The sequence below is a fragment of the Nonomuraea sp. NPDC003707 genome, from assembly GCF_053587055.1.
Genome location: NZ_JBSFNK010000013.1, coordinates 192,545 through 211,748, shown reverse-complemented (window position 1 = coordinate 211,748; position 19,204 = coordinate 192,545). Strand labels below are relative to the sequence as shown.

12 protein-coding genes are annotated in these 19,204 nt (G+C 71.3%); 4 read left to right on the top strand and 8 right to left on the bottom strand.

Going from position 1 to position 19,204, the window contains the following annotated elements:
• Positions 1-76: 76 nt before the first annotated feature.
• Together ACWDRB_RS31850 and ACWDRB_RS31845 are read left to right on the top strand one after the other, a co-directional pair.
• Positions 77-3,406, top strand: a complete 3,330-nt coding sequence (locus ACWDRB_RS31850; protein WP_449899898.1) for an AfsR/SARP family transcriptional regulator — start codon at positions 77-79, stop codon at positions 3,404-3,406.
• A 305-nt stretch (positions 3,407-3,711) separates the two neighbouring features.
• Entirely contained in the window at positions 3,712-4,920 is a 1,209-nt protein-coding gene (locus ACWDRB_RS31845; RefSeq protein WP_449899896.1) for a cytochrome P450, read from the top strand.
• A 6-nt stretch (positions 4,921-4,926) separates the two neighbouring features.
• Here the strand turns inward: ACWDRB_RS31845 and ACWDRB_RS31840 are convergent, their stop codons facing one another.
• Both ACWDRB_RS31840 and ACWDRB_RS31835 read right to left on the bottom strand, forming a co-directional pair.
• Positions 4,927-5,934 (bottom strand): NAD-dependent epimerase/dehydratase family protein, encoded by a 1,008-nt coding sequence (locus ACWDRB_RS31840; protein ID WP_449899893.1) that lies wholly within the window; start codon positions 5,932-5,934, stop codon positions 4,927-4,929.
• A gap of 88 nt (positions 5,935-6,022) precedes the next feature.
• A complete protein-coding gene (locus ACWDRB_RS31835; RefSeq protein WP_449899891.1) occupies positions 6,023-7,645 on the bottom strand; it encodes an FAD-dependent oxidoreductase in 1,623 nt (540 codons plus the stop codon).
• Between the two features lie 261 nt (positions 7,646-7,906).
• Between ACWDRB_RS31835 and ACWDRB_RS31830 the strand changes: the two genes are divergently transcribed.
• Positions 7,907-8,110: a 2TM domain-containing protein gene (locus tag ACWDRB_RS31830; RefSeq protein WP_449899888.1), complete on the top strand. Its 204-nt coding sequence runs from the start codon at positions 7,907-7,909 to the stop codon at positions 8,108-8,110.
• Positions 8,111-8,114: 4 nt separating this feature from the next.
• Positions 8,115-8,708 (top strand): class I SAM-dependent methyltransferase, encoded by a 594-nt coding sequence (locus ACWDRB_RS31825; protein ID WP_449899886.1) that lies wholly within the window; start codon positions 8,115-8,117, stop codon positions 8,706-8,708.
• Here the strand turns inward: ACWDRB_RS31825 and ACWDRB_RS31820 are convergent.
• From ACWDRB_RS31820 to ACWDRB_RS31795, 6 genes are all read right to left on the bottom strand, one after another.
• Entirely contained in the window at positions 8,666-10,747 is a 2,082-nt protein-coding gene (locus ACWDRB_RS31820; RefSeq protein WP_449899884.1) for an AAA family ATPase, read from the bottom strand. The two genes, ACWDRB_RS31825 and ACWDRB_RS31820, sit on opposite strands and share 43 nt — an antisense overlap.
• Positions 10,748-10,878: 131 nt before the next feature.
• Entirely contained in the window at positions 10,879-11,691 is an 813-nt protein-coding gene (locus tag ACWDRB_RS31815; RefSeq protein ID WP_449899881.1) for an alpha/beta hydrolase, read from the bottom strand.
• Between the two features lie 73 nt (positions 11,692-11,764).
• Entirely contained in the window at positions 11,765-14,440 is a 2,676-nt protein-coding gene (locus tag ACWDRB_RS31810) for an AAA family ATPase (RefSeq protein ID WP_449899879.1), read from the bottom strand.
• A gap of 67 nt (positions 14,441-14,507) precedes the next feature.
• Positions 14,508-16,025 carry an RtcB family protein gene (locus ACWDRB_RS31805; RefSeq protein ID WP_449899877.1) on the bottom strand — a complete coding sequence of 506 codons (1,518 nt, stop codon included), beginning with the start codon at positions 16,023-16,025 and terminating at the stop codon, positions 14,508-14,510.
• A gap of 249 nt (positions 16,026-16,274) precedes the next feature.
• Positions 16,275-17,738, bottom strand: coding sequence for a GH25 family lysozyme (locus tag ACWDRB_RS31800; protein ID WP_449899874.1), 1,464 nt, complete (start codon positions 17,736-17,738; stop codon positions 16,275-16,277).
• A gap of 60 nt (positions 17,739-17,798) precedes the next feature.
• A complete protein-coding gene (locus tag ACWDRB_RS31795) occupies positions 17,799-19,145 on the bottom strand; it encodes a CHAP domain-containing protein (RefSeq protein WP_449899872.1) in 1,347 nt (448 codons plus the stop codon).
• Between the last annotated feature and the right edge of the window lie 59 nt (positions 19,146-19,204).

Below are 19,204 nucleotides of genomic sequence, written 5' to 3'. Positions count from 1 at the left end.
TGACATGGGGCAAACACGGCGCTCACACGGCGGCCCTGCTTTGGGGTCTTGTGGGGGAGCACGCGAAGATTGGGGAATGGACGGGGTTGCACGGCTTCGCGTCACGCTGCTCGGCGCGTTTCAGGTGTCTCGCGGTGACACCGTCCTGCCCGTGCCGGGCGCGCGGTTGCAGGGCCTGCTCGTACGGCTGGCGCTCGCCGGTGGCCGGAGGGTCGAGCCGGGCGTGCTGGTCGACGCGATCTGGGCCGAGGAGCCGCCGTCCGGCCCCGCCCCCGCCCTGCAGACCCTCGTCTCCCGGCTGCGCCGCGCCCTCACCCCGGCCGACGCGGCCCGTGGCGTGGTCGTGCAGGTCGCGGGCGGCTACCGGCTGGCGGTGGACGCGGCCGACGTGGACGCGCTGCGCTTCGAGCAGCTCACCGCTGCCGGCCGGGAGAGGCTGCGGGCAGGTGACCCGGAGGCCGCGGGCGCCGCGCTCGCCGAGGCCGTGGCGTTGTGGGGCGACCATCCTGGCGCCGAACCCGCGGTCATCGCCGCGGTCGCGCCCACGGTCGCGACCCGGCTGGCACATGTGTCGATCGAGGCGGTCGCCGACCTCGCCGACGCCGAGTTGTCGCTGGGGCGGGCCGAGGTGGCCGCTGCCCGGCTGACCGGGTTGCTGGCCGAGCACACCGTCCATGAGCGGGCGGCCGCGCTGCTGATGGACGCGCTCGCCGCTCAGGGGCGTCAGGCCGAGGCGCTGGCCGTCTACGAGCGGATCCGCCAGACCCTGGCCGACGTCCTCGGCGCCGACCCGGGCACCGCCCTGCGGGAACGCCATCTGCGCCTGCTGCGCCCCGACCGGCCCGTCCAGGCGCCAGACGCCTCGGCTGAAGACGCTCCGGCCAGGAGCCCCGCAGTTGTAACCGGGTTGCAGGCGGCCACCGAACCCCACCCGATCCGGCCGACCAACCTGCCCGCGCCGCTGACCAGCTTCATCGGCCGCGACGACGATCTCACCCGCATCGGCGCCCTGCTCACCACCGGACGCCTGGTCACCGTCCTCGGACCCGGCGGCGCCGGGAAGACCCGGCTCGCGCTGGAGGCCGCCCGCCGCCACCGCCACGAATACCGCGACGGCGCCTGGCTCATCGACCTCGCGTCCGTCACCGAGCCGGCGAAGATCGCCACGGCCGTGCTCGCCGGAACCGGGCTGCGGGGCGGCGCGATGCTCGACGCCCGCAAGCGAGTCGAGGGTGACGAGCTGGACGTCCTCATCGGCGAGCTCGGCGGCCGGGAGAGCCTGCTGCTGGTCGACAACTGCGAGCACCTGATCGACGCCGTGGCCCACCTGGTCACGGCGCTACTCCCCCGCTGCCCCGGGCTGCGCGTCCTCGCCACCAGCCGCGAACCCCTCGCGGTCGACGGCGAGGCGCTCGTCCCGCTGGCCCCGCTCGCGCTCCCCGACCCGGACGACAGCGTCGAACAGGCCCGAAGGGCGGCCTCGGTGCGCCTGTTCACCGAGCGGGCCGCCGCCGTGCGACCCGGTTTCGACGTCGACGAGATCACGCTGCCCGACATCATGCGCGTGGTGCACGGCCTGGACGGCATGCCGCTGGCCCTCGAGCTGGCCGCCGCCCGGTTGCGGACGCTGTCCCTGCCCGACCTGGCCGACGGGCTCTCCGACCGGTTCCGGCTGCTCACCACCGGCAGCCGTACCGCACCACCCCGGCATCGCACCCTGCGCGCGGTGATCGCCTGGAGCTGGGAGCTGCTCAACGAGCACGAACGCACCGTCGCGGAACGGATCTCCATCCTGGCCGGCGGCGTCACACCCGCCTCGGCCACCGCCGTCTGCGCCGGCACCGCCGTACCCGCCGCCGAAATCCCCGAACTGCTCGCCACCCTCGTCGACCGGTCACTGCTGCAGCTCGCGCCCGGCACCGGCCGCTACCGGATGCTCGAAACCATCCGCGAGTACGGCGCCGACCGCCTGACCGGCACCGGCGACCTCGGCACGGCCCGTGACCTGGCCGCCGCACACTTCACCGAGCTGATGGCCCGCCACGACCCTCAGCTGCGCGGGGCCGGCCAGCTGACAGCCATGAAGGTCATCAGCGCCGAGTACGACAACACGCTCGCCGCCCTGCGTCACCTGTGCGCCACCCGCGACTCCCCCGGCGCGACCGCCCTCGCCCTGACCTTGACCTGGTACTGGCAGATGTTCGGCCGCCATCTCGACGCCGCCTACTGGCTGGGCGAGGCCCTGGCGGTGCCCGGCGGCGGGCCGACGCCCGAGCGCGACTGCGCGCGAGCCGTCTACCTGCTCAACCGGGCGGACATCCTGTCGGGGATCACCGCCGGGGAAGCCGCGGACGACCGTGCGGAGATGCGCGAGCTGGCCGACCGGCTGCTCGCGCATCCGGAGCTGCCGAGCCACCACCGCGTGTTCGGCCCGATCCTGCTCTTCCTTCAGGACGAGCAGGCCGCGCTCGCGACCTTCCAGCGCCTGGCCGACGGCGACGACGTGTGGCTGTCCGGGCTGGCCCACATGTTCCAGGCCGAGATCGCCGAGAACGCGGGCGCGCTCGACCGGAAGCGTGTCCACGTGAAGGCGGCCCTGGCCCGCTTCCGACAGGCCGGCGACCGCTGGGGCCAGGCCGCCACGCTGGCGATGCGCGCCCAGCTGCGACGGTACGACGACCTCGACGGCGCGCTGGCCGACCTGCGCGAGGCCCGGACGCTGGCGGGCGAGTTCGGCTCGCTCAGCCTCGGCGACCAGCTCTACAGCGACCTGCGCTGGATCGACCTGCACCTGCGGCGCGGCGACACCGACCGGGCGATGGCGATGATCGACTCCGCCCGGGAGCGTGCGCTGCACGCGTCCTCGGCGGAGATGCTGGTCCTGGTCGACGCGCGGGAGGCCGGTTTGCGGGTGCGGCGCGGCGACCTGGACAGGGCGGGCGACCTGCTCGACGACGCCGAACGAGGTCTGCTCGGCGACACCGCGTTCCCCGCGGACCACGCCCGGACGCTGGTCGGCTGCGCACGGGCCGCGCTCTGCCTGGCGCTGGGCGATCTGGCCGGCGCGGACAAGGCGCTGCGGGAGGCGTACGCGGCCGCGCTGGCAACCCGTGAACTGCCGATCCTGTCGCAGGTGACGGTGAACACGGCCGCGCTCGCCGCGACGCGCGGGCGGCAGCACGAGTCAGCAGTGTTGCTCGGGGTCGCCGCCCGGCTGCGGGGCGCGCACGACCACACCGATCCGCAGGTCCGCGAGCTCACCCGCCGGGGTCAGGCCGCGCTGGGTGGGGAAGAGTTCGCCGCGGCGTACGCGAAAGGCTGGGAGCTGGACGCGAAGACGGCCGTGACCGCGGCCGACCCGGACGGCGAGGCGGCGCATGGGAATCTTCGGGACCTTCCAGTATGAGCGCCCATGTCTAGCAATTTTGAACCGCCCGATTTAGCATCGGCACTACCTGAACAGACGCATCTGCCAACACACGAGAAGCAGGACCGCGCTCCGGCCACTGTGGTCGGCAATCCGATGATTCTCCCAGCAAAGGTAGGTATGGCACAGGTCGCGGTAGTCGGTGGTGGACCGGTTGGGCTCATGCTCGCGTGCGAGGTGGTGGTGCTCAGTAAGCGTCGGTACCGCGGAGCCGGGCCAAGGTGTCGGCTCGTCGTTTCCGATCACATCGCCAGGGTGGCGTCCGGCTCGAACGGGGAAGCGCAATGAGTACATCCGAGCAGGAAATGACCGCGACGCCGACCTTCCCCATGGAGCGGACCTGCCCGTTCGCACCACCGGACGAGTATCAGCGGATGCGTGCCACCGCGCCGGTCGTCCGAGCCGCCCTGCCCAACGGCGCACCGGTCTGGGCGGTCACCCGCCACGCCGAGGCGCGGCAGATCCTCAGTGACCCGAGGATCAGCTCGAACACCGGACGCCCTGAACGGCCTCGCGGACCCGACGACGACCGCCCCGACGACGGCTTCTTCGTCGACATGGACCCACCGGAACACAGCCGGTTCCGGCGGTTGCTGATCTCGGAGCTCGGTGCCCGTCCGATGGACGCCATGCGGCCGGCCCTCCAGCGGATCGCCGACACGGCGATCGACGAGTTGCTGGAGTCCGGGGCACCCGCCGACCTCGTCGCTTTGTACGCGCGCCGCGTTCCGTCGCGAGTCCTCTGCGAGTTGTTCGGCATCCCGGCCGGCGACCACGAGTTCTTCGAGTCGCGGCTGCGGATGCTGTCGGTGACGAGTATGGATCCGAGTGTGGCGGCCCAGGCGTCCAGGGACGTTCGCGGTTATTTGCGAGAACTTATCCGCAGCGCAGAGCGTGAACCGCACAACGGAATGATCCGGCGGCTGGCCGCCGGACACCTGCCCACCGGTGAGCTGACCACGGACGAGCTGATCAACATCGGTTTTCTCCTGCTGCTCGCGGGTTACGACTCGCCTGCGAACACGATCTCGCTAGGCGTACTCACGCTGCTGCGGCACCCGGCGCAGCTTGCCGCGTTGCGCGACGACCCGAGCCTGCTGCCGGGTGCGATCGAGGAGCTGCTGCGCTTCCACTCGGTGCAGGACTGGGTCAGCTTCGACCGGATCGCGACCGACGACATGGATATCGGCTCCGCCCGGATCCGCGCCGGTGATCGCCTGACGGTGCTGGCCGCATCCGCCAATCGTGACGAGCGGGCGTTCGAGGACCCCGACGAGTTCGACATCCGCCGGTCCGCCCACCACCACGTCGCCTTCGGCTACGGGGTACACCAGTGCATCGGCCGCAACCTCGCCCGCGCCGAGCTGCGGATCGCCTTCGGCACGCTGCTGACCCGGATACCGACGCTGCACCTGGCGACCGGGTTCGAGGAGTTGTCCTTCGCCGACGATGCCCCGTTCTTCGGGCTGCACGCGATGCCTGTCGCCTGGTAGTGCCGCCTATGCGCCGGCGACGTACGCGTCCTCGGCCGCATAGGGGAACCAGACGTCGGGGCCGTGGCGATCGACGAGATCGGGGAAGACCTCCTGCCAGCCTCCACCGCCCGCCTCGGCCTCGGACACGGCGAGGGCGGCCCATTCGATGTCCTGGCGCAGCGCGTCATCGTAGGAGACGGCAGGGCGGTATCCGAGCTCGGCACGGGCTCTGTCCATACTGAACACGATCGGCTCCGGCACATTCCACGGATGGAAACCCAGGCCGTCCGGACGCGACGGGCCCGCGAAGGTGACGATCTCCGCCTCGTGGCCCATGACGGCGAAGATCCTGGCGCCGATCTCGGCGACGGTCAGCGGGTCATCGGCGATGTTGAGGACCCGGGCCGCCGGGTGCTGCCCGCACAGATAGATCAGCTCGGCGACGTTCGCGACCGCCGTGGTGGGGAACCGGCTCCGCCCGTCCTGGGCGAGTACGACGTGCGGCCGCTTGTCCAGCGCCCGCTTGATGAACGACCAGTGATCCAGCGATTTGCCGTACGGGCCGTGCAGCACGCCCGTCCGCAGAATGCTGACCGGCAGGCCGGGCGTCGCCAGCAGGCAGCGCTCCAGCGCCGCCTTCCCCGCCGGATAGTCGTGGGTGTCGCGCTCGACCGTCGGCCACGTCTCCGGGATCGGCACCGGCAGGCCGGGAGCCTCGTAGACCGCTCCCGACGAGATGACCACCAGCGAGCCGACGCGGCCGGCCAACTGGGCGAGCTGCGCACCGTGGTATGGGGTGAACGCGACCGTGTCCAGGACCAGATCGTGGCCGTCGAGGGCTTTGAGCAGCGCCTCGGTGTCGGCGCGGTCGACCTGGACCGACACCACCCCGTCCGGCTCCGCGTCGTCCGGACGGAGTCGGCGGTGCCCAAGGGTCACCGCATACCCGGCCGCGGCGAGCCGGGCGGCCGTGGCCCGGCCGATCTGCCCCGTGCCTCCGATGATGAAGGCGCTTCGATCTTGGACCGTCACGAGCCGATATTAACCCGCCACAGAGGAAACCGCCCGGCGGGTGGTGGCCGCCGGAACCGCGCTCGGCCGGGACCTCAGCGCTGGACCGTCAGTCGCTCGCGAGCGCCGCGTGGACGGATGAGACCGCGCTCGCACCGTCGCCCACGGCGGTGGCCACTCGCTTCGTCGAGCCTGAGCGGAGGTCGCCGACCGCGAAGACCCGGGATGCGCTCGTCTGGAACGGCAGGGGCGTACCGGACGATCCGGCAGGCAGCCGGCTGTCCGTGAGGATGAAGCCGTCGTCGTCCTTGGCCACGCCGGTCAGCCAGCCCGACACCGGGTCAGCGCCGATGAAGCAGAACAGCCCGCGGCAAGCCAGCCGCTCCCGGCGTCCATCGGACCTCTCGACGGCGATCGACGCGAGAGTGTCGTCGCCCGCCAGTTCGCGGACCGTGCTGCCGGCGTGGACCTTGATCCGGGAATGCGCCCGGATTCGGTCGGCCAGGTAGGACGACATCCGAATCCCGAGATCGGCACCGCGAATGATCAGATCCACCGTCGCGCCGCGGGCGGCAAGGGACAGGGCTGCCTGTCCGGCCGAGTTGGCGCCGCCGACGACCGTCACCGGCTGATTCTCGTACTCTCGGACGTCCAGGTCGGTCGCCGCGTACCGGATGCAGCCCGACTTCTCGAACGTCGCCCATTGCGGGATGTCGATGCTCCGATAGTGCGCCCCGGTGGCGGCGATCACCGCACGGCACTCGATGCGCGAGCCGTCCTCCAGCAGGACGGCCGGCCGTCGATCATCGGAGAGATCGAGGCCCGCCGCCGCGCAGGGCGAGTAGATCCGCACGCCGAACTTGAGCGCCTGGACCATCGCCAGCCGGGTGAGATCCGCGCCGCTGACCCCGTGCGGGAAGCCCAGGTAGTTCTCGATCCTGGCGCTCTTGGCGGCCTGGCCGCCGAGCCCGCTTCGATCCAGCAATACGGTGACAAGGCCCTCGGACGCCCCGTACACGGCGGCGGCCAGCCCCGCCGGGCCCGCGCCCACCACGACGAGATCAACGGGACGTCCGTCGGCCCGGTAGGTGAGGCCGAGCACCTCCGCGAGCGTTCCCGGCGTCGCGCGTCGCAGCACCGAACCGCCGGCGATCGCCGCCGGAAGTTCGTCCTCTGCGAGCTCGGCCGACGTCATCAGCGAGCGCCCGGAGTCCGAGGTCGCATCGAGCCAGGAATGCGGCAGGAGCAGCTGCGTCACATAGGTGCGCAGCGCGAGTGTCTCGGCGGCGTCCGGCCGGCCGACGATCTCCAGGGCATTGCCGGCCACCGAGCGGATGAACTCGCGCCGTTCCCGGAACGCCTCAAGCAACAGGTCGGCGATGTCGACCTGCTCGGCGAGGACCCGGCGCAACATCGCCGCACCGATCCGGACGAGTGTCCCGGCGGTCACCACTCGAGCGGTCAGGTAGACGTACTGACCGGTCAGGAGATTGAGCTCGCCGAGGTGGTCGCCGGGGCCACCGTGGTAGATCAGACGTTCCGGCTCGATCGCCGTCGCGTTCCGGACGATGTCCACGCTCGCCGTCAGGAGCAGGAAGAAGTCGTAGGAGTCGTCGCCGGACGCGTACAGAACCTGGCCGGCCTTGACGTGCTCCACGTCGCCGTACTCGGCGAGCCGGCGGGACTGCTCGTCGTCCAGGACCGGCCCGCGCTGCGCCGCACCGTCGCTCACGTGGTTCCTCCGTGTGGTCGCGCTGCCCTCGCCGGGACGGCATGGGCCCTTGTGGACAGGGATCTCATTCCGGCGGCCTCCTCTCTCGGCAGGTTCGATCGCGGGTCAGCGTAGGGCCGGGCACTTCACGAGTACTGCATGAAAGATCCACGGACAGTTCCGTCGTCGTCAAGTTGGCCGATCTAGCCTGGCACCGTCGTAAGGTCGGCATTGGAAACGGGGCGGCTGGTCGGAATGAGCACGAGAAGAAGTCCACAGCAAATGAAGCGGGGTTTGGCGGCCCACGTCATTTCCTATGTCGTGGTCAATCTGGCCCAGGTCGTGGTGTGGAGGCTCTTCACCCCGAAACACTTCTTCTGGCCTTTGTACTCGCTGGGCGTCTGGGGCGTCGGACTGGCGTGGCACATCTGGGCGGTCTGCTCGCCGTCCCGTCGGATCCCGCACAGCCCGTCCCAGCGGGATTGACGCGATGTCGTTCTTCCTTGAGTTCGTACGCGATCCTCTGACGGTCGGCGCGGTCGCGCCGAGCAGCCCGGCACTGGCCAGGGTGGCCACCGCGGCCGTGCCCGGAACCGGCTCCCCGGTCGTCGTGGAGCTCGGCCCGGGTACCGGCTCGTTCACCGAGGCCATCCAGCGGCGCCTCGCCGGACGCGGCCGGCACATAGCCGTCGAGGTGAATCCACGATTCGCGCAGCAGCTGGCCGCCCTCTATCCGGCGGTCGACGTCGTACGTGCGGACGCGACCGATCTCGTCACGGAGCTGGCGCAGCGTGGGCTGCACCAGGCCGATGTCGTGGTCAGCGGCCTTCCTTGGGCGGCGTTCACCGAGGACCATCAACGCGACGTGTTGTCCGCGGTGGTGGAAAGCCTGTCGCCGCACGGCGCGTTCACCACGTTTGCCTACGTGCATGCCCGATGGGCGCCACCGGCCCGGCGCCTGCTTCGCTCCATGCAGTCGCGGTTCGAGGAGGTGGTCATCAGCCGGACGGTGTGGGCCAATCTCCCGCCTGCTCTGGTCTACTACTGCCGTCGCCCTCTACGCGAGGCCGGCGATCGAGGTTGACCTGACATCACCAGGGGGCCGGCAGCCCACAGGTGAAGGCTGAGGCGCTCGGCGACATGCTCGTCGTCCTGGGCGGTGGGCTCCAGTGCGTCCGCGACGCGCAGATGCAGCCGAGGCGCGTGCCGCTGTGGCATGGTCCTGACGACCGACTCGCGGACCAGGTCGTGCGGAAAGCGGAACGAGAACGGGTCGCCGGGAAAGGGCTCAAGCAGGCCGAGGTCCTGCAACGGCTCGAGACGGTCGAGACAGGTCTGCACGTCAAAGCCGGCGGCGCGCGCGAGCAGAGCGAGGTCGACATCCCGACCGATGAGAGCGGCGATCCGCAACACCTCTCGGGCAGCGTCGTCAAGGCCGGTCATCCGGTCCTTCACGACATCCCGCACGGTGAACGGGATTCCGGCCCGCGCCGCGGCATCCTCGGTGAGCTCACCGCTGTCGGCAAGGAACCGGGACAGCTCCCGTACGAAGAAGGGGTTACCGGCAGTACGGGCGTGGATGCCGCGAGCGACGCCGGCCCCGGGCGTCCGGCCGGTCTCGTGGCGGACGAGCTCCGCCACCTCGGCCGGGCCGAGCGGGCCAAGCCGGACCCGGCGATGACGAGGCAGCCGGCTCGCCGCGGCGAGCATCCGCGCCAGCTCCGAGCCCGGCATCGGCGCGCGGTCGCGGAGCGCGCCGATGACCACCGTGCCGCTCGGTAGCCGAGCCGCCAGATGCCCGAACAGCTGCAGCGAGGCGACGTCGGCCCACTGGAGGTCATCGACGACAAGCACCACCGGCCGCAGCGCCGATACCTGGCCGACGAGGGCGATAGCCTGCTCGATCAGACGGAACCGGGCTCCGCTGTCCGGCGGCGGCTCCACGAGCCGGCCGAGCTCGCCTGACCGCCACTCCTCCCGCGCCGCAGCAGGCAACTCCTCAAGGACCGCGCCGACAGCCTGCACCCACAGCCACATCGACGGCGCGCCGTCTCCCTCGAGACAGCGCCCCCACACGACCAGCGCGCCGCGCCGGCCCGCCTCGGCGCTGATCTCCTCCAGCAGGCGGGTCTTGCCCACTCCCGGCTCACCCTCGACGAGGACGAGCGCCGTGCCTCCGGCACGTGCCGATTCCAATGCCTGCCGCAGCACCGCGAGCTCCTCCACCCGGCCGACCAGACCGCCGGTGGGCGGCTCCCCGAGGGTGGGCGCCGGCCGCTGCTCGGTGTGCGTCTCCTCGGCACGGCCGACGAGCGCGGGCTGATCCTTCGGCGCGGTAGCCGGCAGTGTGATGCTCGCCGTCCTCGCGTGCGCGTCGTACCCGCCGGCCGAGGTCAGGGGCTGACGCAGCACCCGCTGGTACGCCTCCAGCAGCGCCGGGCCGGGACCGATGCCGAGCTCTTCGGCGAGCCGGGCGCGAACCGTCCGGAAGACCTTCAGCGCCTCTGACTGGTGACCGGCGGCGCCCAGGACGGCGACGAGCCCGGCTTGCACGGTTTCGTGCAGCGGAGCCATCCCGGCGGCCAGGTACAGGGGCTGGAGCACACGCGCGGGCCGGCCCCGCGACACCGCGAGCTCGGCCGCCGCCGCGCACGCGTCGAAGAACTCGCCGTCCAGTGCGGCGAAGATCGACATCGCGGTCGATCCGTGGAAGAGCCCATCACCCGCGGGCCCATGCCAGCACCCCAGCGCCCGTACGTAAGAGTCGAGCGCCGCATCGGGGCGCTGCTCCGCGACGCTGACTCCGGCCGCCTCGACGAACTCCCGGAAGGCGAGGAGGTCCAGCATGTCGGCGCCGCCCGCGAACAGGTAACCGGTGGCGCGGCGCTCCAGGTACGTGCCGTTCGTGCGAGCCGGCAACGCCGGTTCGAGTAACCGCCGGAGCGAGCCCACGTACTTCTGGAGAATGTTGACGGCCGAGGCCGGGACGTCATCACCCCAGATCAGATCGATCAACTCGCTCGTGCTGATCGGCTTGCCCGCGCGTGCGAGGAGCAGCGCGAGCAGGTAGGCCTGTTGCCGAGGCCCGGTGGCCAGCTCGACGCCGTCCCGCCACAGCCGCAACGGACCGAGAATCTGTAACCGCAGGTTTCCGCCGGAGGCGGACGACCATCCTTCCCCATCGGCGTCAGGAGGCGACGACGTGGCCATGCCTGTTCCCACCCCCGAACTGTCGATCAGATTGCCGACCGCGATCAACGGCCGACCTCCATCGGGTGGCGGGCCAGCCATTCCAGGGCGTAGTCCGCGACCTGCCGCCACCCGCTGTCCACGACGAGCGAGTGCCCGCGCCCGGGGAACTGCTTGAGGTCGGTGATCGCGGGTGAGTCGCCATACAGTTTGTACGCCGCACGCGTGACCACGTCCGGCACCGTGTGATCCTCCTGACCGGAGATGAACAGCAGCGGCCCTCGGGCGGCGTTGCCGGTCTCGACCGCGGCCGGCGACGTGCGGGTGAAGTTCGCCAGCGCGGCCTCGAAGAGCGGGCGGCCCGGTGACGGGATGGTCCACCTGCCGAACAGTTCGTCGGACTCGTTCCGGCTGATCGCGTTCCCGAAGCCGTAGCGGAACTGGGCCGCGGTCAGCGACACCGAGCGGCGCCGGTTGGCCGGGTTGCCGAGCACTGGGAAGGCAGAGCGTAGCTGGGCGAACGGCAGTGGCTTGACCCCCTTGACCGGCGCCGGGTCGATGGCCACGGCGGCGCGCCCGAGGCCGAGACCGAGCAGCTTCTGCGCGAACAGACCGCCGAACGAGTGGCCGACGAGCACCGGCGCCTCCGGCAGGTCACGGATGATGGCCGCGTAGTGGCCGGTGACGTCGTCGATGCCGAGCCCGGCCACGGCGAGCGGGTCGCGGCGGGCCGCCTCGACGGTGCCGGGTTCGCCGGGCCAGCCGGGCATGAGCGGCGCATAGCCGCGGGCGGCGAACCGGTCGGCCCATGGCTGCCACGAGCGGGCGTGCAACCAGAGGCCGTGGATGAAGACGACAGGGATTGCGGTGATGGTCATCGCGGGCTCCTTCATGGGGGGCGATACGGCAAATATCGCCGGACAGCCGGTGCCCGCTGATCTGTCAGATGACCTAAGTCGTGTCCATCCGCAGCGCGTCGCGCAGAGAGGCGCGGGAGGTGATGCCGAGCTTCGGGAAGATCTTGTACAGGTGCGCGCCGACCGTACGCGGAGACAGGAACAGCCGCGCCCCGATCTCCCGGTTGCTCAGCCCGGTGGCGGCCAGCTCGGCGATCTGCCGTTCGTGCGGGGTCAGCGTGGCCACCGCGTCGCGGTGGGCGCGGGTCGGTTTGCCGGCCGCGCGCAGTTCGGTGCGGGCCCGCTCGGCCCAGGTCACGGCGCCGAGCCGGTCGAACGCGCCGAGCGCCTCGGTCAGCGCCTGGCGGGCCAGGACCAGCTCGCGGGCGCGCCGCAGCCACACGCCGTACGCCAGCCGGATGCGGGCCAGCTCGAACGGGAACGCCGCACCCGCGGGGTGTGCGACCGCGGCGGCGAACAGCGCACCGGCCTCCTCCTGCGGCGCGGTGATCGCCAGCGCCCCTGCGGTGAGCAGCGCCAGACGTGGGGAGAGCGCCGGCAGGCCCGCGTCCCGGGCGGCTTCGGCGTGCGCGCGGGCGGCGGCGTGCCGGCCCGTGTGCGTGGCGGCCTCGACCAGGTCGAGCAGGGTACGGGTGGCCTGCTGCGAGTACCGGGTGAACCCGCCAGGGGTGGTGATCCCGGCAGCGTAGGCGTACGCGGTCTCGTACTCACCCTCGCTGAGCGCGGCGGCGGCGCCGATCGCCTCCGCGTACTCGGTCAGGAACCCCACCCCGCGCGGCCGCCCCCAGGCGTCCACGGCCGCCTGCAGCTCGCGGGCCCGGGCCAGGTCGCCTCGGTACGCCGCCAGCAGCCCGAGGAATGCCCGGAACGCCTGGGCGAACAGCCCATACCCGTGCTCGGTGGTGAGGTCCAGGCCGCGGCGGCCGGTCTGCTCGGCCTCCGCCCACGCACCGGTGGCGATCTGATCGAGCATCACCACCTGGAGCAGGGTCATCACGCTGGTGACCGCGCCGGACTCCGCCTCCCGGTCGACCATGCGCCGCAGCAACGCCCGATGTTCGCCCAGTACTCCCAGGTAGAACGCGGAGACCATCAGCCGCATCGCATGCCACGGCGCGACGGCGGCCGGCCCGGCGAGCACCTCGGCGATCCGCTCCGGCACACCGTGGCCGCGGTTCACCACGTCACCCCACGTGTCCCGCACGATCGCCGTCGACGGGCTGACCCCGTCACCGAACCGGTCGAAAAGCGCGTCGGTGCGCGCCCAGCGGACCGGGTCGACGGCGAACTGGCTGATCGCCAGCAGCAGGCTCAGCGCACGTTCGGTCAGCCGGGCGTCGTCGATCCCGGACTCGAGCAGTGCCGAGATCCGCCGGTGATTCGCGGCGACATCGCCGTCGCGGTACAGCGCCACGAATCCGGCGGTGATCACCGCCGCCGGGCCGTCCACCGCGGCGTCCTCGGCGAGGCCCTGCGCCGTGTCGAGCAAGCCGGCCTGCCCGGCGACGAACGCCGCGTCGGCCAGCAGCCGGGACCGGTCGGCGGAGCGGCGGCTCAGTTCCGCGGCACGGGTCAGCCAGGTGATCGCGATCGCGGCGCCGCCGCGCCTGGTCGCCGAGACAGCCGCCACTTCGAGGGCCGCCGCGACGTCGTCGTCCGGGTCGACGGTGGCGGCGGCCAGGTGCACGGCCCGCCGTTCCGGGCTGTCGCGGTACAGCCGGGCAAGGTCGGCGTGGGCGGCGCGGCGCTCGTTCGGCGTCGCGGCCTGGACGACGGCCGACCGCACGAGAGGATGCCGGAACACCGGCTCCCCGCCGGCCGGGTCCGGGGCCAGCAGGCCCGCCTCGACCGCCCGGCCGACGCCGCGCATCCGGTACCGGACCGCACCGACTCCGCGGGCCGATCCGGCGCCCGCGCCGTCCAGCGCCGCCCGCAGCAGCTCGCCGCGCTCCTGCTTGGGCAGCTCGCGCAGCCGCCCGCCGTAGACCTGCTCCAGCCGCCGCGACAGCGTCATCGTGCCGGAGTCCAGCAACGTGGATCGGGGCAATTCGAGCAGCGCCAGCGGATTCCCGGCCGCGGTCCGCAAGATCAGATTCCGGCGGTACGGGTCGAGCCCGGCTTGCCGCAGGTCGAGCAACTCGGCGGCGGCGTGCTCGGTCAGCGGCTCCAGGACCAGCTCCGGCAGCCCGGCCCCGTCGAACGGTGACGGCACCTCCGCGCGCACCGCGATCGCCACGCGCACCGCGGTACCCGCGAGGCGCCGCGCGGTGAACGCGAGCACCTGCGCGCTCGGCGCGTCCAGCCATTGCCCGTCATCGACGACCAGCAGCAACGGCGTGGCCGCCGACACGAGCGTGAGCAGGTCCAGTACGGCGATGCCGAGCGCCATCACCTGCGGCGCGGCGCCGGTGGTCCCGGTGAAGGCCGCGTCGATCGCCGCCCGGTGCCCGGGATCCAAGCCGGCCGAGTCCGGCAGCAGCGGGGAGATCAGCTGATGCAGCCCGGCGTACGCCAGGTCCCGCTCCGCCTCCGCCCCGGCGCCGCGCACCACTCGGAACCCGGCAGCCGCCGCTGCCAACCCGTCCAGCAACGCCGTCTTGCCGAGGCCGGCCTCACCCCAGAGCACCAGGACCGGGCCGGCCTCGTCGCCCAGCAGCGCCACGAGCCGCGATCGTTCCTCGTCCCGTCCGACGAGCTCACCGTGGCGCACGCACGAACCCTATCCGGACGTCGGCGACCGAGTCGTCGAGGTGCCTGTACCGTGCGCGGGAAGGCGGTCAGCCCTTGACGGTGAGGAGCGGGCGCAGCTCGGCCACCGGGTCCGCCACACCTCCCGCGTGCAGGCTCGACACCACGGGTCCGATGTCCTTGTACGCCCACGGAGCTTCCTGCTTGAGGTCGCGCCGCCAGGCCGCCATCACGTCCGCGCGGCGCGCCACGGTCGGATCGCGGTGGTCCAGCGGCGTGACCACGCGGAACTCCCGCAGGAAAGCGTCGAGGTCATGGTCGCCGCCCCGTGCGGTGGCGCCGCGCGGGACGCGCCGTCCGGCGCCGTGGCAGGCGCTGGCCAGCGTGCGGGCGTTGCCGTGGCCCCGCAGCAGGTAGCTGGACGCTCCCATGGACCCGGGCACGATCACGGGCTCGCCCCACATCGCGTACGGGCCGCCGGTCATCTGCTCGTGACCACCCGCCGGCGTCGCGCCTTTGCGGTGGATGACGCGGTCCTCCTCCTGCCAGAACAGGTTGTGCGGCGCGTCGTAGACCAGCCGCGCCGTCATCCGGCCGCATTCGGCGGCGAGCCCGGCCCGCATGGTGAGGGCGAGGAAGAACCGATTGCCTGAGGCGAAGTTGGCGGCGTTGCCGAACGCGTCCAGGTAGCGGCGCCGGGCGGCGGCCGTGCGCTCGTTCAGCAGGAACGGCAGGATCTGGTTGCGGGGCCGCGACAACCCCGGCGGCCAGGTCTGGAGCAGCCGGTCCAGCGCTGTGGCGTTGGCCTGGTGTCCCAGCGCCAGTGAGCCGCTGTGCACCATCAGGACGACCGCGCCCGCTGTCAGGCCCCACGCGTACGCGGCGGCGGGATCGTGGATCCGTGCCACGTACTGCAGTTCGGCGAAGTGGTTGCCGCCGCCGATGCTGCCGATGAGGCTGTCGTGGCTGGCGGCCTCGGTGCCGCCCGCGCTGGTGATCCAGTCGGCGAACGCCTCGGCGGTGCCGGTCGGGTACGCCGGAGCGTGCATGCGGTCCAGGCAGTCCTCGGCGTCGGTCGGCTGGTGGCCCTGCCAGGGGGCGTCGCCGGTGAGCAACAGCCCTGGGAGTCCGTCGCGCAGGAGTGCGTCCCGCTGGGCGGGGGTGAGGGCGATGCGGCGGCCGCCCTCGAAGAACAGGTGCCGCAGCCGCCGTTCCAGGGCGTCCAGGCGCGGCCGGACCTGCTCCACGGTGAGTGAGGTGACCTCCAGCCGCATGCCGCAGTTGACGTCGTTGCCGACCGCCTGCGGGAGCAGCGCGCCCTCGGTCTCGATGACCGTGCCGATCGGGATGCCCGCGCCCTTGTGGAGGTCGGGGGTGAGGACGAGGCGGATCAGGCGGGGCGGTGGGCCGTCATGGCCGGGTACGGCCTCGGCGAGGCCGGCGAGGGTGTCGGCGGTCTCCAGGACGGACAGCACTTCGTCGACGGCGGCCGGTTCGAGAGGCACACGTTCGTCGGCGCAGATGTCGACGGGAACGTCCCAAGGGTTCGGGAGGGTGAGCCACTGCTCGTCTCGGCGCATGAGACGGCGGTCCTGACGGGTGCGCATGATGGTGAAGTCCTTCGGGCTGCTGAAAGCGATGCAAGGGCGGGCGCGGTCGAAAGCGCGCCGGAGAGGGCGACGGACCGGGGCCGCCGCCGTGGGCCTCGTGGTTCAGCAGCCGCGAGGTGAAGGCGTGTCCGACTGTAGTACGGCACGCGCCGCGCACACCACGGATTTACGCCTCCGCTCACGGCGGTGGGGCGTGCCACCTGCTGGCGGCACGCCCCACGCGCGATCCGGATCACCGGCTACCCGTTAGCGGACGATGCCCTGGGAGTCGATGTGGTTGCCGTCCCAGTCGCCGATGAGGGGCAGGTCGGAGACGTCGCCGTAGCCGATGGAGGTGGTGGTCTCGGTGGCGCTGGTGACGGGGCTGGTGCGCATGTAGAAGGTGCCGTTCATGCGGACCCCGACGTTGTCCTTGCCATCGCCGTCCCAGTCACCCACCAGCGGAGCGGCACCGGCGTCGCCGTAACGGAAGGTGTAGGAGGCCGCTCCGGTCTGAGGAGTGTTGGACAGGTAGAAAGTGGCATTCGTGGCCTTGTAGGCGCTGACGGTGTCCTTGCCGTCACCATCCCAGTCACCGACCAGAGGGATCATGTCGGCGTCACCGTAGGCGACGGAGGTCGTCGTCTCGGTGCCGCTGGTGACAGGGCTGGTGCGCATGTAGAAGGTGTTGCCCATGCGGACCCCGACGTTGTCCTTACCGTCACCGTCCCAGTCACCCACCAGCGGAGCGGCGCCGGCGTCGCCGTAACGGAAGGTGTAAGAAGCCGCTCCGGTTTCGGGGGTGTTGGACAAGTAGAAGGTGGCGGTGGTCGGGTCGAAGCTGCTGACCGTGTCCTTGCCGTCACCGTCCCAGTCACCGCGGATCGGGATCATGGGGCTGTTGCCGTACGCGATGACCGGGCGGGTGGCCACGTTCGAGCTCTGGCTGTCGGACAGATAGAACTCCAGGACGCCGAGACTCGGCGAACCGGCGAAGGCGGCCAGGTCGGCCAGGCTGCCGTTGAACACCGTCGGCGAGCCCGGAAGGGTGCTGGAGGAGCCGGCGTACTGCCAGGCGGTGAAACGTGACCAGCCTGCGGGCAACGCCCCGGGGGACCCGCTGTAGTTGGAGGTCTCCAGAGGGTTGGCCGAGAACGACTTGTTGCTCCCCGTGCACTGGTTCCACCAGTTGGGATTGGTGTAGATGGCCGCTTCCCGGCCGGTCTGCGCCTTGACCTCGTTCACGAAGTCGCGAATCCAGGTGACCATCTGAGTGGTCGACAACCCGTAGCAGGGATACATCGGGGCGGACGTCGTCCACCAGGGCCACTCGATGTCGAGCTGCAGGGGGAGGGTCTTGCCGTCGTTGACGTACTGGGCGTGGGAGATGAGCCAGTCCGCCTGGGCCTTACCGGTGTTCACGCCCTTGTCCGGGCGGCCGAAGGCGTAGGCCCCGATGTAGACGCCGTTGGCCTTGGCATTGTGGTAGTTGGCGTTGTACGTCGCATCGACGAAGTCGAGGCCCTCAGTGGCCTTCGCCCAGCCGAACTTGACGCCCTTGGCCGCCGTCTGCGCCCAGTCGATCGTTCCGGCGTGGTTGGAGACGTCGGTGCCGCCGACCGGGTATCCCGCCGGGACGGCGGCCTGCGCCGGCTGCACCCCCAGGGCGATCACCGATACGAACGCGGCCACTCCGGCCATGACACGGACGGCCCGAATGGATCTGATCATGAGATTTCTCCGGTTCCCACGGGGGCGGGATTCCTGTCCGCCCCCGTGTCGGGGGGTGGGTCAGCGGACGATGCCCTGGGAGTCGATGTGGTTGCCGTCCCAGTCGCCGATGAGGGGCAGGTCGGAGACGTCGCCGTAGCCGATGGAGGTGGTGGTCTCGGTGGCGCTGGTGACGGGGCTGGTGCGCATGTAGAAGGTGCCGTTCATGCGGACCCCGACGTTGTCCTTACCGTCACCGTCCCAGTCACCCACCAGCGGAGCGGCGCCGGCGTCGCCGTAACGGAAGATGTAGGAGGCCGCTCCGGTCTGAGGAGTGTTGGACAGGTAGAACGTGGCATTCGTGGCCTTGTAGGCGCTGACGGTGTCCTTGCCGTCACCATCCCAGTCACCGACCAGAGGGATCATGTCGGCATCGCCGTAGGCGACGGAGGTCGTGGTCTCGGTGGCGCTGGTGACGGGGCTGGTGCGCATGTAGAAGGTGTTGCCCATGCGGACCCCGACGTTGTCCTTGCCGTCACCGTCCCAATCGCCGACCAGGGGGGCGGCGCCGGCGTCGCCGTAACGGAAGGTGTAGGCGGCCGCTCCGGTTTCGGGGGTGTTGGACAGGTAGAAGGTGGCGGTGGTCGGGTCGAAGCTGCTGACCGTGTCCTTGCCGTCACCGTCCCAGTCACCACGGATCGGGATCATGGGGCTGTTGCCGTACGCGATGACCGGGCGGGTGGCCACGTTCGAGCTCTGGCTGTCGGACAGATAGAACTCCAGGACGCCGAGGTTCGGCGAACCGCCGTCGATGCCGACCGGTGAGGAGTAGCCGACGATGTCGATGTCCGATCGCGAGTAGCTGTGGGCCTTGATCGCGTCGCCGCTGTTGCCCTCGATCGTGTAGACGGTGCTCGCGTTGGACGAGGTGACGATGCCGACGTGGTCGATGTCCCCGCTCTGGTCCCAGTCGAACACCAGCGCGTCCCCGGGCTGAGGGGTGTAACCGCTGGAGCGGGCGTGCCAGGTGCCGTACGTGGTCCCGTAGTCCTTGAAGGAGGAGGCCCAGCCGGTCAGGATGCCCCCGCTGGTCTCGGCCACGTCCGCGTAGCGAACCCCGGCGGTCTTCCAGACGTACTTGGAGAAGTCGGCGCACCAGTCGCTGTTGCGGAACTGCACGCCGTCCCCCGAACCGCAGCCGGAGGCCGACTTCCACGTGCGGAAAACCCCTGTGTAGTAGTTGCACCCGCTGCCCATGGGGTTCTCCTTGTTACGGGCCGCCTTGCCGGCTTCCGCCTGCGCGACCGAGACGATCGTGTCCCGGCTCGCCGCGGAGGCCGGGGCGGTGACAGCCGCCTGCAGCCCGACCACCGAGATCGTCGCCGACAGCAGGCAGGTGGTGGCGCGCTTGGCCATCGAGTTCTTCATGACGTCCCTCTCGCTTGCGTTGCTTGACGAGAACTGAGACTGGTCGGGGTCTCTCCAAA